Raw genomic sequence first — 16,550 nt, 5'->3', positions numbered from 1 at the left:
TGAAATCTTTAAAATATCACATTCAGAAGTTACAACTCCATTAGTCACACTTTGTATTTTACAGGAACCATTATCAAAAAAATAATAAAAAGCAATCTGCCCTTTTAGTTTCAAAAAACCATTTTGTTTTTCATTCCTCAATTTTACCCTCCATATTGTGCCAAGTTGTACCGAATAGAACAATAAAAACTCAGGATATATTCCTGTTTTTTCAAAAGCCTTGAATCCTCCCTTTTGTATTGTTAGCGTAAAATCCATCGCCATTATTTACTTGTATTTTAGGATTATCTTTTCTTAATTAGGCCATCCTTTTTTTTACGGCTAGATTACAGTTATCACAACTACAACTTCACAATAGAACCGCATTTTGGACATGCGACCCAATCCTCTTTTACGGGCGCATGACAATTTTCACACTCATTTTGTCTATGATTAATTTTCTCCAATTGCTTGCTTCTTGATGTGTATACTTCCGGAATTTCATTTAAAAAACTAGATTCATTTCCTTTTTCAGTAACCAGATATAATTTATCCTTTGCTCTTGTAATAGCCACATAAAACAATCTTCTTTCTTCCTCTAAAAGCAAATTATAGTCGGCTGTTTTGATGATTTGAAACAACCTGTCTTCTAACCACACATCTGGAAATCCTCCTTTACCTTCTGTTAAACCTATAATAAAAACTACTTTAGCTTCTAATCCTTTTGAAGCATGAATTGTTTTTGCATTAACAAAAAACTTATGTTGCTTAAACTCATCTCTGTAGTTTGAAAACATATTGTTTCTTCTGTATAAAAACAAAATGTCGTCTTTTGCATAGCCATCTTCAAGCAATTCTTGTATTTTTTCAATACAAAATCTAACATTATCGTCTAAATTATTTCCTTTTTGGATGATGATTTTTTGCTGCGTATCTTTAACTGCGGCAATATCTTTATCAATTTTGTGCTTATTATATTTGATTACTTCGTTACTGGCATCAACAATGTTTTTTTCACTTCGGTAATTTTGATTGAGTTTGATTACTTGCGCATTTGAAAAATATTTTTCAAAATTGATAATGTATTCTACATTTGACCCTCTAAAACCGTAAATACTTTGCCAATCATCTCCCACGCAAAACAATTGGGTGTCAGGCTTTATAAGTAATTTTATAAGTTCAACTTGAAGATTATTCACATCCTGGAACTCATCTACTAATATGTATTGAAACTTATCTTGATAGCGTTGTCTCACATCTTCATAATTCGTAAACAAAGAAGCTGTTTTAGTAATCAAATCATTAAAGTCTAAATAGGATTTATTAGTACTATAATTGATATAATCGTTAATAATCGGAATCGCTAATTCATAAAACACTCTGATTCGTTCGTGTTTGTCGTTGGCGGCTCTTTTAATAACATCTTCAATAGCAATATTTTCAACCTTAATCATGTCGCAGATTCGAATGATTTGGCGAACAAAATCTTTTACTTCTTCATAATAGCCGTTAAACTCTTCCAAGTAACTTAACTGTTTATCCTGATGAAAATTAATGGGCAATCGACTTTTAACGATCTGGTCTAAAGTATGATTAAATAATGCTGAATCTTGTGTATGATTTTCAAAAGTTTTGGCATATAAAATATTTCCTTTGGCAAACTGCTTTTCTTTAGCCTCCATTGGATAGCTTTTATCACTTACATGCTCTAAGTATAAATTGGCATCCTGAATATAAAAATCAGGATGAAAATCAAAGTCTTTTACATTCAGCAAAGGTTCGTATTCAAAAGGAATGCTGTGCCGATACAACCAGTCTGCAATATATTGCTCTGATTTAGATTTTACTTTGGTTCCATTTAGAGAAGTATAATATTTTCCGTTGGTTACTTTAGGGGTTTCAAATTCTTTTGCAATGTGAATTTTATCCACCAGATAATCCAAAATATAGCGCTTGGTTTTTAAAAGAAAATCATTGTTTTCACATTTTTCAATAAACAATTTGTGAAAAACTTCAAAAACCGTTTCATCAGCAATTCTATTGGAAACATCTTCTAAATCGCTGGCTTTTTCATCGCCAATAATCTTAAACTTATTGTCAAATTCCTTAACACCATCAGAACGCAAAACACTGTAGCAAAAGCTGTGAAAAGTTCGTACCGTTAAACCTTCTATCCATTTATACTTTCGCTGCCAGTTTATGCGTTCAATATCTTTTTCTTTTTTGGTTAATACCTTACTGAAAATAATACGTTCATACATACCTGTACTGTCTGCCGAAACAATCAGACGATCCATCATTTCGTTAGTGGCATTTTTAGTAAACGTAATGGCTAAAATGCTGGAAGGATGCACTTTCTTTTCTTCTATTAAATAGATAATTTTTTGCAATAACGTTTTGGTCTTCCCCGAGCCTGCTCCAGCCAAAACCAATAATCGCTTCGCATCACTAACGACAGCTTCTGTTTGTTTCTCGTTTAATCCTTCTAAAATAGCAGTGTTTTGTTCTGGCATACTTTTTTTATTTTCTTCCGAAGTCAGCAGGATTTTCCCCCCAGGCTTTGGTTTCCCATTTTAAAATATTATTTTCATAGGTATTATTTGCCAGCCATTTTTCGGCTCTATCCAACATTTCAAATAATTTTTTATTCTTTTCACTCGGCTCATGATTAGTGCGGACTTGTTTATCGCTAACCCAACCTATTGCAATTTTACTATCGGAATAAATGGGCAACGTCCATTCTTCTTGTTTGGACAACGCCAAAGCATGGACAATAGCTAGAAACTCTACCATATTGATGGTGCCGTCCTCTAAGGGCCCTACGTGAAACAATACCTCTTTTGTTTTATAGTTCACACCTTGATACTCCACTAAACCTGTATTGTTATCCCAGGCACCATCTACCGCGATACTTTCCTCAATAGGACTGCCAATTAACAGTAGTTCCTCTTCTGATAATTGACTGACTACCTTTTTATCTTTACCGATATAGTCGTAACTTGAACTGTGAAAAGCCTTTTCCGCCAGTTCTTTAGTTTCAAACGATTTAAAAACCGCACCATCAAACCCATTGGTTTGTTCTTTACAGTCATCCCAAGAAGTAAAAACACCTGTTTTTCTTCCTTTCCAGACTACATAAAATTTAGTTTTCTTTGCCATTTAATTTTCTTTTACAAACTTATTTCCTAACATTACTTAGCCTTGAAAAAACTAATCTAATGTTCAAGAATTGAAATTTAGAATTGAATTCGTTCAGCCCTTTAGAGCTAATTTACTATCTAGACAGTCATCCTTGGCATTTCTGGAATGTCTTGACCAAATAGTTTTCTAATTGTAATTGGTATTTTCTTGACACAAATTCTTCTTTTTTATTAGATTTTTAATGTTTTTGCCAAACTTGCGGCTAACTAATTCATATATACAGCATTATTCCTTTTTAATCAAAAATTAAAATACACGCACACATCATCACTAATTTAACAAAAAGTTTAAATTACATCAACACAAGACTTAGCTTTATAACAAAGTTTTCAACATGCCATGTTTTTTTTTACAATTTAATAATAAGGAATTCTTTTTATTTGTTTTATATCAGAGAATGCGTAGCGATTAGGAAATATGTTTAATCAGATTGTTTTGATAAAAAGACAAAAGATAATCGTAAATTGTTGAAAACTTCAAAAGTGAAAATTAGTGCCCCCTTTCTGAATCGCTATTTTTGTTTTTAATCTTATTCCTAAAGCAATTTTGTATGATTAATGTTACCTGTGCAATAATTTTTTTCGACGATAAAATATTGGCTGTTCAAAGAAGTGATAAAATGAAGTTGCCTTTAAAATGGGAATTTCCTGGAGGAAAATTAGAACAAGGAGAAAGTGAAATAGATTGTATAAAACGAGAAATAAAAGAAGAGATTAATATTGAAATTGACATTATTAAGAAGATTTCTAATAGCATTTACGATTATGGAGACTTCAAAATCAATTTGATACCATTTCTAGCGCATTATACGACCGGTGAAATCCAATTATATGAGCATTCCGATTATAAATTATTATCAAAATCAGAGTTGTTAAATTTAGATTGGGCCGAAGCAGATTTACCAATTGTTGACGAACTCTTAAAGATTGGACAGTTATGAATCAAGGCATTTATGAAGAACTAGTTACAAAACTAGTGAATAAGAAAATTGAAGAATTAGACAAAAGTGTTTTCCAAATTAAAACAACTACAATAGATAAAGCCGAAGCTGCTCAATTGTTATCACAACATATCGGCAGTACTATTAAACATGCCTTTAACCTTATTAAAGCAGATGATGTTTTAGAGAGGCAAATAGATGTTGCTAATAAAATTATTCTGTTCTTAAGAGATGAAATAAACAAAGAAGAGTTTGATAATGATTTAATCATCACGGAAGGTAAAATCCTTAAAGCTGTCTTTACGAAAATTGACTCTCATTTCACTGATTTAGATTTACGTCTTAAAGAAATAACTCCATATACAAGATTAACTCATAGCGAACTATTCACAGGTGGTAATTCGGGAACAACGCTCGAAAGTGAATTAAGAAAAGAAATTCTTTCTTCAGATAGAGTGGATTTGTTGGTGTCTTTTATCAAATGGAAAGGCATTAGAATTTTAGAACAAGAATTGAAAGAATTTACCAATCGAGGAGGAAAACTACGAGTTATAACAACCACATATGTTGGAGCAACTGACTCCAAAGCTGTTGAATTTTTAGCTTCTTTACCTAATAGTGAAGTTAAAGTTTCTTATAACACAGGCAATGAGAGATTACATGCTAAAGCATATTTGTTCGAAAGAAATAGCGGATTTCATACTGGTTATATTGGGTCATCTAATTTTTCGCGTTCAGCATTGACCGATGGTTTAGAGTGGAACCTAAAAATTACGACAAAAGAAGTCGGTCATATTATCGATAAATTTCGTAAAACTTTTGAATCATATTGGCAAAACACAGATTTCGAATTGTTTGATCCTAAAAATCATGTTGAGAAACTTGCAAAAGCATTAAATGAAGGGAAATTCTCTAAAGATTTTCAATTAAATGTTTCTTTTTTTGATATTAAACCGTTTACATATCAAAATGAAATTCTTGAAAAATTAGAAGTGGAACGATCGATCCACGGGAGAAATAAAAATCTAGTTGTTGCTGCAACCGGTACCGGAAAAACTGTAATTTCTGCGTTTGATTATAAAAACTTTAAAAGAAATAATACTTCTTTTAAGTTATTGTTTATTGCTCACCGCAAAGAAATTTTGCAACAAGCAAGAGCTACCTTTCAAGGAATTTTACAAGATAATAATTTTGGAGATTTATGGGTTGATGGCTTAGAACCTTCAAATAACGAGTATGTATTTGCATCCGTTCAAACATTGAATAATAAATTAAATAGTGTAAAACTTTCACCTGAGTACTATGATTTCATAATACTTGATGAAGCACATCATATTTCTGCAACATCATACAGGCCTATTTTAAATTATTTTAACCCCAAAGTTCTTTTAGGACTTACTGCCACACCAGAACGTATGGATGGTGAAAATATTTTAGATGATTTTTGTAATCGTGTTGCTGCAGAAATTAGACTTCCTGAAGCATTGAACAAAAAGTTACTTTGCCCTTTTCAATATTTTGGAATTACCGATAGTGTTGATTTAACAAAAGTTAAATGGGAAAAAGGTAGATATGTTGCTAGTGAATTAACTAATCTTTATACCAATAATGATTCACGAGTTGGTCAGATAATTAAAAATCTCCAAAAGTATACAATAGATTTAAATAACGTTTGCGCACTTGGATTTTGTGTTAGCATCGAGCATGCAATTTTTATGGCGGAAAAATTTAGTCTTGCGGGCCTCAAAGCAGCCTATTTGACCGGTAAAAATTCTACTGAAAGAGAACAATTAAGATGGCAATTAAAGAACAAAGAAATAAATTATTTATTTGTTGTAGATATTTTTAATGAAGGTGTTGATATTCCCGAAATAGATACCGTTTTGTTTCTAAGACCAACAGAAAGTTTAACTGTTTTTTTACAGCAATTAGGTCGTGGTCTACGTTTGGCTGATGGAAAAGAATGTTTAACAGTACTTGATTTTGTTGGGAATGCTAGGCCTGAATATGATTTCGAAAGCAAGTTTAGAGCCATAATTGGTAAAACAACTACTTCAGTTCAAAAAGAAATTGAAAATGATTTTCCACACTTACCTTTAGGCTGTTCAATTGTTTTAGAGAAAAAAACAAAAGAGACAATCCTTGAAAACATTAGAAAAGCCACTTCTTTAAATGTAAATCAGCTCTTAAATAAAATCAGAAACTATCAGCATCAAACTACTTTACCCCTAACATTAAATAATTTCATTGAATTTAATCATATTCCTATTGAAACAATTTATAAAAAAGATAGTTGGTCAAGGTTGCGTCAAAGAGCCGGAGTCATTGAAAATTTTGAAGACATTAATGAAAAACAAATTTATTCCGCTATTAGAAATAAATGGTTGTCAACTAATTCTACTAGCTATTTCAATTTTATTTTAGACATAGCCAATCAAGGTTTCAACATTAATATCAATGAATTTAATGAAAATGAAAAAATGATGTTATTAATGTTGCACTACGACGTTTGGCAAAATGCAGGAGGATTTGATTCATTAGAAAAAAGTATAAATGAAATAGGAAAAAACAAAGTCCTAGTTAAGGAAATTATAGAAGTTTTAGAGCTATTAATTGATAAAGTTGATTTTAAAGAAGTTGATATTCAATTACCATATAATCAACCATTAAAACTACATGCTCGCTACACAAGAGATCAAATATTAGCTGCATTCAGGTTAAGTACTTTTGAAAAAAAATCATCTAGTAGGGAGGGTAATGCTGAAAATATAAATTTAAATACAGAAATACTCTTTATTAATTTAATCAAATCGGAAGAAAATTTTTCTCCAACAACTATGTATGATGATTACGCTATAAGTGAAACATTATTTCATTGGCAGTCCCATAATGCTTACAGACCTGATAAAGGAAAAGGATTGTCTTATATAAATCATGTTGTGGATAATAAAAAGATATTACTTTTTGTTAGAGAAAAGGCAAATGATGAAAATGGAAACACATTAGGTTATGTTTTTATAGGCGAAGGAATTTTTAAAGAGACAGAGGGATCAAAACCTATGAATGTAAAATGGGAACTAAAAGAACCGTTGCCAAATTATCTTTGGAAAGACTCAGCTAAAATGGCTATAGGATAATTTTTTTATGGAAAAAGATTGGGAAACAGAAAAACACAAAATAAAACCTAATCAGGAATAGTTGGTATAAAAAAATAGAACGGAATATTCAACGATAATGAATATCTGTCAGTAAATCTAAAGGAGGCTCAGCCACCGAAACGATGAGAACCTTATCTGTAAGAAAAGCTATTTTAATGCCAACGTGGTACCTGATACTACACTGAGCCTGTCATAGGGTAAAAGTCACATTTATTTCTCCTAGATTTTGTGGCAGATAAATTAAAATTAATGTCGTCACGATGGTTGAGGCTCTAGAAGCTACATCTGCAAAAAAAGAAACCCCATGCTATAAAAAGCACAGGGTTCCATCATTGCGAACAGAGCGAAGCAACCTCTAAATCACCTCCAAAATATTCAGCACATTATACTCCTCATTCTTCATAGAATACTGCACTCCGTTCACCTCCTGATAAAATGATAAGAATAGTACGAAAAACTGCTGTCCCGTTCCCGTAGGTACGCTGCTGGGCGTTAAAGTAATGGTAGTCGGAGTCAGGTTGAGCGGACGGTTCACAATATTCGAGTACGCCACTTCCCATTTCTCCGTACCGAAATCCAATGCCAAAACCGCCCCTTGAAAACTCACATGAGTGGCCCCTTGTGGAAACAAAACCTGCTCGGCAGGAAGTACATTATTTAAAGAAATCACGCCCGTTGCGGTGTCCAGATCATAAGCGGCAAACAACACACTGCTAAGTTCCGCACGATTATTAAAATCAAACCCTTTTAAGGCTTGTTTTCCTTCCGGAGTAGCAATCCCTTCCGCCACATTGCGTTTTCCTCTTGCCGATACCGTATCGAAACCCTTAACTCGGGACATCGTTTGTAACAAGCGGCTGGCCAAACGGCTGTCTTTAGCCTTAAACACCATCGTACCCAAAGCCGTGCGCAGCAGTTTACCGCTTCTGCCACTACCCCCAAATTCCGAATTGTTCTCTCTCGTACGGATAAAGTTCGCATCCTTAGCGATACGGCTTTTATCGATACCTCCTTTTTTGCGCACATAATACACCCCATCTTGTTTATAGAATGTTAAATCTTCTACTGTTCCCTCAATCTTGATAATTCCTTTGGACTTTGCCATAATCTAAAAATTTAAAAAAGTTAGTAATTGTTTCATGCCAAAGTCAAAACAAAGCCCGGGCCAAAAAACCATGCCATTGCCGAAATTGCCGCCTTTTGCCGAAAAACACCAAAACCGCCACTTTTAGACCATAATCTCCAAAACAATATATTTTCTTACAAATATGGCATAATATTTGTATTTCAAATTTGAAAGAAAAATCATAAATATTTAAACCATATTTACTCCATACTTAAGCCATACCAAAGCCATACCAAAGCCATACCAAAGCCATACCAAAGCCATATATAAGCCATACAAAAGTCATGTAAAGCCGAGTAATAAAATGAGCATCAAAAACAGTAAAACAACCACAAAAAAACAGCCATGAAAAGAATGTGTATCTACCCCAAAGACATCCAGCAAATCACCGGAAAAAGCGAGCGCCAGTCCCGCAACATCTACGCCAGGATCAAAGAACAAAACAACAAACAAAAACACCAGATGGTCACCATCCACGAATTCTGCGAATACATGGGCCTCGACCCAGACACCCTCCTGATGAAATAATTCAGTGAAAAGACGTGGCTTCGACCCTTCGACAGGCTCAGAAACCTCATCAGCCACCGGAACGTAGTAAAAGAGAAAGCCAATTTAACGCCAGCACGGTGCCTGAATTAATTCCCTGAGTCTGTCGAAGGGTCGAAGGTCGGTGCCTGAGGTTCTCGAAGGCACATCAAAAAAACAAAAAAAAATGAAAGGATACTTATACATCTTAGAATGCGCAGACGGAAGCTACTATACAGGAAGCACAACCGATTTAGAAAGAAGGCTCGAACAACACCAACGAGGAGAAGGCGCAAATCACACAAAGAAACGACTCCCCGTAAAACTTCGCTACTATGAAGAATACCATAGAATTGACCAAGCCTTTTACAGAGAAAAACAAATACAGGGTTGGAGCAGAAAAAAGAAAGAAGCACTAATGCAAGGCAATTTAGAACTTCTGTCCACATTAGCCATTTCATATAAAGATTTAAATAAATAAGTGTGGCTTCGAGAACCTCAGCCACCGGAACGCTGTAAAAGAGATAGCTGCTTTAATATTAGTACGGTGCCTGAAGTCCTCGAAGACACATCTTTTTACAGCCTAAAGCACGTGTGGCTTCGAGAGCCTCAGCCACCAGAAGGGACTAAAAGAGATAGCCAATTTAATGCCAGCTCGGTCCCTGAGCCTGTCGAAGGGCCCCTTAATAATAAACCCTAAACCCCATACCGGCACACAATGTATACTGCTTCTCAAACAAAGCCTCAGTCAACTCCACCACGTCGTCATACTCCTGACTAAGCGAAAAATACAGATTGTCCAGCATCGTACTTAAAATAGGAACCGAATTTACATAACCGGAAACCGCTTTGGCTCCGGTAACATCTAAGAAGTACTGAAAGGTTTCCTCTTCCAGGTCCAGTTGCAGGGTATTGGCAAAGTGGATGATCTTGCCTTTCAGTTTGCCTTCAAAAAACTCGGCAATTTCCTCGAAGCTATAGTAGTAATTGTCTATTTTGAGTTCATTACTTCTCCCCTCAAACACTAGATAAATAAGAGCATAATCCTTAAAATGACGGTCTTCATACAACAAGGTACTGATACTCTCTTCAAACCCCTCTATGCAGTCGCAGGCTTTGTATACATTAGTAATACCGTACTGCATCGCTAACGCTTCCAGCGATGGGACAATAGGGCTCTTTCCGGATACTTCTGCATCCTGGACCGATTCAAGACAGTATATATACTTCTTATCAGACATAATAATCATAAACAGTTGTACTAAAACCTCTCCTTCTCTATCCTCTACTCTATTCCCTTCTCTCTTTTCCCTTTTCCCTTTTCTCTTATCCCTTTTCTCTTATCTCTTATCCCTTCCTTATCCCTTATCCCTTATCCCTTTATAACTGCTTATAACAAAGTTACCACAATGTCTGCCCAAATGAAAATATGATGTTGATTTATCTCCCTAAACCTCATCGCGTCCAGCCCTATCACCTTTTTACTGATACATTTTCGGTTTATAATGATTTTGATTTAGCATAACCTAACCAATCACACGTTTTCCGACAGTGTTTTAATATCTTTATTAAACCAATACTTTTCTGCAGCAATTACAATAGAGATTCCTGCAACATAGGTCAATAAATCAATCCAGGAGAATGAAGTTCCTATTACCGTTCTGGCCACTTTTGATGATTCTAAATGCAGTTTTTCGACTATATCCAAAAATTGAAGAAATTCTATACCGAACGCAAAAAGCAGTACAGCTACCGAGGCCGTCAAAACAGGAAGCTTTATGAACGATTTCAAAAAACAATAAATTAAAATAACAACCAGAACATCCCCAAGATAAGGACGTACAAAATTGTCATGTACAAATAGAGCAATCAAAACCTCAACACAGAAAATCAAGACTGTCAAGGCAAAGTAGTTTTTATTAAATAGCAACATATAATTGATTTTAGTTGGAAATATTCAAGAGCAGCATTCGGAATCATTTCTCTGCTTTATTCGTGTATCAAAACAGCTTCAACCATACTCTTATCCGAAAGTCTAAGCACCAATGTTTTAGTGTGCAATGGAAAAAAACCGAGACGTTCCTGTGCGATAGTATAAAACAGGTAATTCTTATCTTCCCGATTGGGCTGACCAAGTAAAGCCAGGACTTGCGATTTATTCAGTTTCTTCAGTTTATCATTCGCACGTAAATCGGTAAGCATTTTATCCCTGTACGGATAATCCTGACCGTCCTTAGTATTCCATTTTGTTTTATCGAAAGTTATCGTCTTTTCCGATGATTGATTTTCTTCCTGAAGGTTTCCATCATCTGAGTTTTTACATGACAGGCAACTCAAAATAAAGCATAGGGCTAAAAGCTGTATTCGCATAATAAAAGTATTGTTGATGATTTGAAGAATGTATACTTGATAATATGGTTTAGGTTATAAATTCAAGCAAGCGTTTATAAATTCAGATCCGTTATCATAAGATGTATTTTATCAAACAATTCCCCTACTCCCAGCGCCGCCCAAAGAATAAAGACCCCTATGACAATCTTTAACCAGCTCGGAACAGCCAAACCCGTTTTCTTCTTAACAGACTTATTTAAAGGAGGAAAATAAAGCAACGAAAGAAGAAGTATAAAAATCCCAAATCCAGGATCATTACCCCAAAAGGTATTCACTACTCCAATTGCGAATGCAAGCAGGCCAAATAGCCAACCGATTACATTCCCTATGTTTGATTTGTTAAACATAACTATTGATTTTTTGATTAATGATTCTTTTGTATACCATATGAAAGTGGCTTTTCCTATTCTTAAACAGCCGTCCCTCTTTCTGATTTCTATTTACAAATGTAGCAAACTTTGAAACACAAAGTACTTTTGATAAAATAATTATTTGTAGCTTTACAAAAAGAAACGGATCCAATGAACTACTTTGTAAAACATAACTCGATTGTTAGAAAAATATGGGGAAAGAGTGACACCATTCTCTTTATTTTTGCCGGAGCGTCTGCTGAATTTGCCCTCAACAAAGCTGTGGACTGGCTGTACTATACCGGCAAACTTCCTTCCGACCCATTAGGCAGACTGTTCTCCACCGTTAGCTATGCCAGAAGGATTGTTTTTTCATCTATGGAGCAAGCTAATAAAGCCATTGATTCCATGCGACACATACATACCGCCGTGGAACAAAGCCGTGGAACTTCAATACCCGACTGGGCGTACCGCGATGTATTGTTTATGCTGATTCATTATTCGATTGCAGCACACGAGTTGCTTGAAGAAAAACTGAGTGATGAGGAAAAAGAGGAGGTTTACAATGTTTTTTACCGTGTAGGCCTAAGAATGGGATTGAAAGAACTCCCTACTACTTATCTTGAATGGCTACCTGTGAGGGAGTCCCATCTGAAAGAAAACCTTCAAAAGAGCACCTATACCGAAGATCTTTTCAAACAATATAAAAAACATCTTGGTGCCATGCGCTTTAAAGTACTGCTGGAAGCTCAAAAGCTTGTTGTTCCTGACAGGGCTAAAAAGTTATTGGATTTCAGTGAATTTTCTTTTCTGACCCCGGTAGTTCCGTTATATAAAATCAGTAAACTAATGAAACTGGACTGGTTGTTCAAGAATATTTTACTTCCTCCTGATTATAAGGAACAGATTAATGGGTTGGATGTAGCTGCAGCAATTTGACAGATTCAGGTCCCAATTCCCAATTAAGTCACAGTTCCAACCAAGCAAAAAGCAAAAAAACCGCTTCAGTAATTGAAGCGGTTTCTTTTTTTAGCAGTTAATCTTTGACTGCCATATCTAACGTGTTGAAATTTTAATTCAGATTAATGACATTCGGGCCAAACTCCTCATAAAAGATATTTTCCTTATTTACATTGAGGTTAATCAGCGCCTTATACTGAGTTTTAATAAACAGTTCCGGGCCACAGATATAATAATTGGCTTCATCCAATAAAATGGCTTCTTTGCATTTTTCCAGATCGACCTGGCCTGCAATAACTTGGTTACTGCCATTATCATAATTTGCTACCGAATCATAAAACGTATAGGTTTCCAATGGTATTTCATTTTTGAGCTGCTCCACCTGGGTTTTAAATGCATGCACCGAATGATTTCGGCAACCGTGAATCCATACATTCTTGTTCTGACCGCGATTGGCTTTATTGGTCTCCAACATGCTCAGCATAGGCGTAAGCCCGATACCGCCACTTATCAATACCAACGGTTTCTTAGCATCTTGCTGTAAATGGAATAAACCTGCTGGTGCTGAAAGCATTACTGTATCACCTTCATTTTTAGCATGAAGCGTCTGTGAAACCATTCCGGATGGATTACCTTCCATACATGATTCTTTCTTCACAGAAATGCGGTAATATTCCGGATGAAACGCACTTGACAAACTGTATTGTCTTGGCTGCAATAAATCCAGTTCCGGCACATAAACCTGTACACTCACAAACTGACCAGCTTTGTAGTCGGCGATCTGCTGCCCGTCTTCCGGATATAAGTAAAACGATTTTACCTCTTCTGATTCTGTAACGATATTTCTGATTACGAATTTGCGCCAGCCATTCCATGCTCCAGGTTTCGCGTCGTTTTCGGCATACATTTCTTTTTCAATGGAAATCATGATTTCAGCCAGTTCATTGTAAGCTGCAGTCCATGCATCAAGTATTTCAGGAGTAGCACCCTCTCCTACCACTTCGGCAATCGAATGGATAAGATGGTTTCCGACAATTTGGTATTGTTCCGGTTGTATATTTAAGCTTCGGTGTTTGGTCCCCATGCTTTTCAACGCCCCTATTAACACACCCGGGTTGTCAATATTCTCAGCATAAGCCAGTACCGCATTCGCCAAAGCCGATTTTTGCCTTCCATTGGCTTGATTTCCCATATTGAAAACATTCTTCAACTCAGGATTATGCGTAAACATTCGGTTATAAAAGTGAGCGGTCAATACTTCTCCGCCGGTCTGTAAAATTGGGATTGTGGCTTTAATAAGTTCTTTTTGTTCTGTGGTCATTCTTTTTGTTTTTTTAATGGTCCACAAAAGTATCTGCCACAAAACTCTACATTTATGACTTAAATCATAAAACGAAAAATAAGCGGTATTGCATTAATCATACTGTCAAAGTAATTGTTCCTTTGAAGACTACAGGTATCTAGGCCTGCAATTTATTATTGACTCTTCAAGATCACATCCTCCGAACCTCCTCAAAAGGAAGTCCGGATAAAATGAGATGGTTTGGTAGTACTTGCTCACAATAAGAGTACAAATTCTATATTACACCAATGCAGCACTCAGGCTAATTGCAGCTTTAATTGATTTAGAAATCGGACAGGTTTCTTTGGCTTCTGCAGCAATTTTCTGGAAGGCCTCATCACTTATGCCTGGCACTTTGGCTTTTAAATCCAAATGACTTTCTGTAATGGCACCGTCTTCAAAAGTAACTTTAGCTTCTACTTGCAAATCATCCGGTACAAAACCCGCATCCGTAAGCAAAAAACTCAGTTTCATAGCAAAACAGCCGCAATGTGCCGCCGCAACAAGTTCTTCGGGATTAGTCCCAACCCCTTCCTCAAATCGGGACTTAAAAGAATATTGGGTATTGTTTAATACGCTACTCTGCGTGGTTACGGTTCCTTTTCCTTCCATGCCGCTTCCTTTCCAGTTGGCACTTGCTCTCCTGTTGAATTTCATAATCGTGTATTGTTTGGTTAAACTTTTATATATTATTCCCTAAAATCTTATACTTGCGTCTCTCTTTTCCCTTTTCCCTTTCACTCACTCCCCAAATCTTCTTTTCAACAAGTTTAATTCAGCCTGCATTTCCTCCATCTTAGTTAACAAACGGGTTATCACTTCGAGTCCTTCAATGTTAATTCCCAACTCGTAATGCATCCTGATGTACTTTTCCAATATGTCAATCTGTTGGTTCAAGAGATAGAGTTCTTCCTTCTCTTTTTGTAAATCCAACAGTCCGCTTTCTTGCAAAGCATAAACAAAGTCAGGTTCTATCTGATGGTACTGACAAAAAGTAATGACGGATATTTTAATGGATTTGTCACTCATAATGCTTGTTTTCTGATGGAACGTAATTGCTCGAAAAGTTCTTTTTCTTTAACCGACAAATGTTTGGGGAGTTCCACGGCATAGGTAATATACATATCACCATGAACACCTTCCTGCTTGTATATGGGCAGCCCTTTACCGCGCAGCTTGACTTTTTTATTGTTCTCGGTTTCGGGGGCAATGGGTACTTTTACTTTTCCGTTAAGGGTATTCACAATCACTTCTCCTCCCAAGAGGGCGTCATACATATTGATTGGCACTGTTTTATATAGGTCATTTCCTTTAACTTCAAATGTGGTGTTGTTTATGATATCGAATGTGATGTACAAATCACCATTAGGCCCGTTATTATAACCTTTACCGCCGTGTCCTGCTATTTTTATCGTCTGCCCGTTGGTAACGCCAGCCGGAATGGTAATTCGTATTTTTTTGCCATTTACTTCCAATACTTGTTTTTGCGTGGTTAAAATATCTGTCAGATGCAATCGCAGGGTCGCCGAAACATCCTGACCTTTAAAACCCGTAGTCTTCGTCCTGCCTTCTTTACCGAACATCGATCCGAAGAAATCGGAAAAGGCTTCGTAATCATTAAAACCTTCTGCTCCCTGTTGGTCCTGAAAACCTCCACCTCCGTATTGCTGTTGTTGTCGGCGAGCCTCTTCATATTGGTCGGCATGTTCCCAATGCTCCCCGTACTCGTCGTATTTCTTGCGCTTTTCGGGGTCACCCAACACCTCATTGGCTTCATTGATCAGCTTAAATTTATGGCTTGCCTCTTCCTTGTTAGGATTCACATCGGGATGGTATTGACGTGCCAGCTTCCGGTAGGCCTTTTTAATCTCCTCCGCGGTTGCTGTTTTTTGGACGCCCAAAACGGCGTAATAATCAATGTATGCCATAAACCTCAGCGTTACTTTGACTTTAAATTTACAATTTTATGTTATCCAATTCAAAGAGTTACGATAAAAGGCACAGTTTTGAAGTTATACGGTTTTTCTGTAGTCACAGAATTGCCACAATATTTTTTTATTCAGAAAATTAGGATTTTGTCCATTTTTTTTTATATTTATAAAACCAACTGATTTTTTTTAACCGTAAAACCAACCAAAAAACATGAAAAAAATTATTCTTACTTTATCAGTAGTGTTAGTAATAACAAGTTGTGCCGTAAAATTGGTAACTCCTGCCCAGCCTGATGTCGACAGAATGCAGACTAAATATCCTGGTTACACTTTAGATGAACTAAGTCAAGGTAAATCAATGTTTGAGCAACACTGTGCCGAATGCCACAAACTGAAAAACCCGACTAAATTTTCAGAATCCGAGTGGGAAAAAATCGTACCGATAATGGTTAAGAAAGTAAACAAAAAACACCCTAATACACTAGATGAAAAATCTCAGGATCTGATCCTGAAATATGTCATCACCATGAACGGGCATAAGAAATAAAAAAGAATGCTGTCTAAAAAGTAACAACAAGTCATTTTACCATAATAATAAACGTGACAGGCTTTTTAGACAGCTTTTTTAATGCGTTTAAATTACTTAA

At 35.8% G+C, this 16,550-nt stretch carries 17 protein-coding genes; 5 read left to right on the top strand and 12 right to left on the bottom strand.

Features of this window, described 5'->3' with window-relative positions:
- Positions 1-341: 341 nt before the first annotated feature.
- A complete protein-coding gene (locus tag LZF87_RS09215) occupies positions 342-2,492 on the bottom strand; it encodes an ATP-dependent helicase (protein WP_244338638.1) in 2,151 nt (716 codons plus the stop codon).
- 7 nt (positions 2,493-2,499) lie between these two features.
- Positions 2,500-3,138, bottom strand: coding sequence for a viroplasmin family protein (locus tag LZF87_RS09210; RefSeq protein ID WP_244338637.1), 639 nt, complete (start codon positions 3,136-3,138; stop codon positions 2,500-2,502).
- 592 nt (positions 3,139-3,730) lie between these two features.
- Between LZF87_RS09210 and LZF87_RS09205 the strand changes: the two genes are divergently transcribed.
- Positions 3,731-4,120, top strand: a complete 390-nt coding sequence (locus LZF87_RS09205) for a (deoxy)nucleoside triphosphate pyrophosphohydrolase (RefSeq protein ID WP_244338636.1) — start codon at positions 3,731-3,733, stop codon at positions 4,118-4,120.
- Positions 4,117-7,257 carry a DUF3427 domain-containing protein gene (locus LZF87_RS09200; RefSeq protein WP_244338635.1) on the top strand — a complete coding sequence of 1,047 codons (3,141 nt, stop codon included), beginning with the start codon at positions 4,117-4,119 and terminating at the stop codon, positions 7,255-7,257. Before LZF87_RS09205 ends, LZF87_RS09200 begins: the two co-directional genes overlap by 4 nt.
- Before the next feature lie 376 nt (positions 7,258-7,633).
- Here LZF87_RS09200 and LZF87_RS09195 read toward each other — a convergent pair whose 3' ends face one another.
- Both LZF87_RS09195 and LZF87_RS14765 read right to left on the bottom strand, forming a co-directional pair.
- Positions 7,634-8,383 carry a hypothetical protein gene (locus LZF87_RS09195; RefSeq protein WP_244338634.1) on the bottom strand — a complete coding sequence of 250 codons (750 nt, stop codon included), beginning with the start codon at positions 8,381-8,383 and terminating at the stop codon, positions 7,634-7,636.
- A gap of 303 nt (positions 8,384-8,686) precedes the next feature.
- Positions 8,687-8,989, bottom strand: coding sequence for a hypothetical protein (locus LZF87_RS14765; RefSeq protein WP_319800005.1), 303 nt, complete (start codon positions 8,987-8,989; stop codon positions 8,687-8,689).
- Between the two features lie 127 nt (positions 8,990-9,116).
- On the opposite strand from LZF87_RS14765, the gene LZF87_RS09185 reads away from it, so the two are divergent.
- A complete protein-coding gene (locus LZF87_RS09185) occupies positions 9,117-9,410 on the top strand; it encodes a GIY-YIG nuclease family protein (protein WP_244338632.1) in 294 nt (97 codons plus the stop codon).
- A 202-nt stretch (positions 9,411-9,612) separates the two neighbouring features.
- Here the strand turns inward: LZF87_RS09185 and LZF87_RS09180 are convergent, their stop codons facing one another.
- The 4 genes from LZF87_RS09180 to LZF87_RS09165 form a co-directional block, all read right to left on the bottom strand.
- A complete protein-coding gene (locus LZF87_RS09180; RefSeq protein WP_244338631.1) occupies positions 9,613-10,170 on the bottom strand; it encodes a DUF6642 family protein in 558 nt (185 codons plus the stop codon).
- Between the two features lie 293 nt (positions 10,171-10,463).
- Positions 10,464-10,862, bottom strand: a complete 399-nt coding sequence (locus LZF87_RS09175) for a DUF2809 domain-containing protein (protein ID WP_244338630.1) — start codon at positions 10,860-10,862, stop codon at positions 10,464-10,466.
- Positions 10,863-10,918: 56 nt separating this feature from the next.
- Positions 10,919-11,299: a hypothetical protein gene (locus LZF87_RS09170; protein WP_244338629.1), complete on the bottom strand. Its 381-nt coding sequence runs from the start codon at positions 11,297-11,299 to the stop codon at positions 10,919-10,921.
- 74 nt (positions 11,300-11,373) lie between these two features.
- Positions 11,374-11,667, bottom strand: a complete 294-nt coding sequence (locus tag LZF87_RS09165) for a hypothetical protein (protein WP_244338628.1) — start codon at positions 11,665-11,667, stop codon at positions 11,374-11,376.
- Between the two features lie 174 nt (positions 11,668-11,841).
- Between LZF87_RS09165 and LZF87_RS09160 the strand changes: the two genes are divergently transcribed.
- Positions 11,842-12,609, top strand: coding sequence for an oxygenase MpaB family protein (locus tag LZF87_RS09160; protein WP_244338627.1), 768 nt, complete (start codon positions 11,842-11,844; stop codon positions 12,607-12,609).
- Positions 12,610-12,742: 133 nt separating this feature from the next.
- Here LZF87_RS09160 and hmpA read toward each other — a convergent pair whose 3' ends face one another.
- The 4 genes from hmpA to LZF87_RS09140 all read right to left on the bottom strand — a co-directional run bounded on the left by hmpA (position 12,743) and on the right by LZF87_RS09140 (position 15,900).
- Positions 12,743-13,951, bottom strand: a complete 1,209-nt coding sequence (gene hmpA / locus LZF87_RS09155; protein WP_244338626.1) for an NO-inducible flavohemoprotein — start codon at positions 13,949-13,951, stop codon at positions 12,743-12,745.
- 261 nt (positions 13,952-14,212) lie between these two features.
- Positions 14,213-14,629 (bottom strand): OsmC family protein, encoded by a 417-nt coding sequence (locus LZF87_RS09150; protein WP_244338625.1) that lies wholly within the window; start codon positions 14,627-14,629, stop codon positions 14,213-14,215.
- Positions 14,630-14,713: 84 nt separating this feature from the next.
- Positions 14,714-15,001, bottom strand: a complete 288-nt coding sequence (locus LZF87_RS09145) for a chaperone modulator CbpM (protein ID WP_244338624.1) — start codon at positions 14,999-15,001, stop codon at positions 14,714-14,716.
- On the bottom strand, positions 14,998-15,900 hold the full coding sequence (locus LZF87_RS09140; RefSeq protein WP_244338623.1) for a DnaJ C-terminal domain-containing protein: 903 nt from the start codon (positions 15,898-15,900) through the stop codon (positions 14,998-15,000). The genes LZF87_RS09145 and LZF87_RS09140 overlap by 4 nt, the downstream gene beginning before the upstream one ends.
- Before the next feature lie 214 nt (positions 15,901-16,114).
- On the opposite strand from LZF87_RS09140, the gene LZF87_RS09135 reads away from it, so the two are divergent.
- The gene (locus LZF87_RS09135) at positions 16,115-16,450 is read left to right on the top strand and encodes a hypothetical protein (protein WP_244338622.1); all 336 of its coding nucleotides are present in this window, start codon (positions 16,115-16,117) and stop codon (positions 16,448-16,450) included.
- The last annotated feature ends 100 nt before the right edge of the window (positions 16,451-16,550 follow it).

Origin of the sequence: Flavobacterium enshiense (assembly GCF_022836875.1) — a bacterium.
GTDB classification, from domain to species: domain Bacteria; phylum Bacteroidota; class Bacteroidia; order Flavobacteriales; family Flavobacteriaceae; genus Flavobacterium; species Flavobacterium enshiense_A.
Note: the sequence above shows the minus strand (reverse complement) of the source record. Positions and strands in the feature narration are given on the sequence as shown.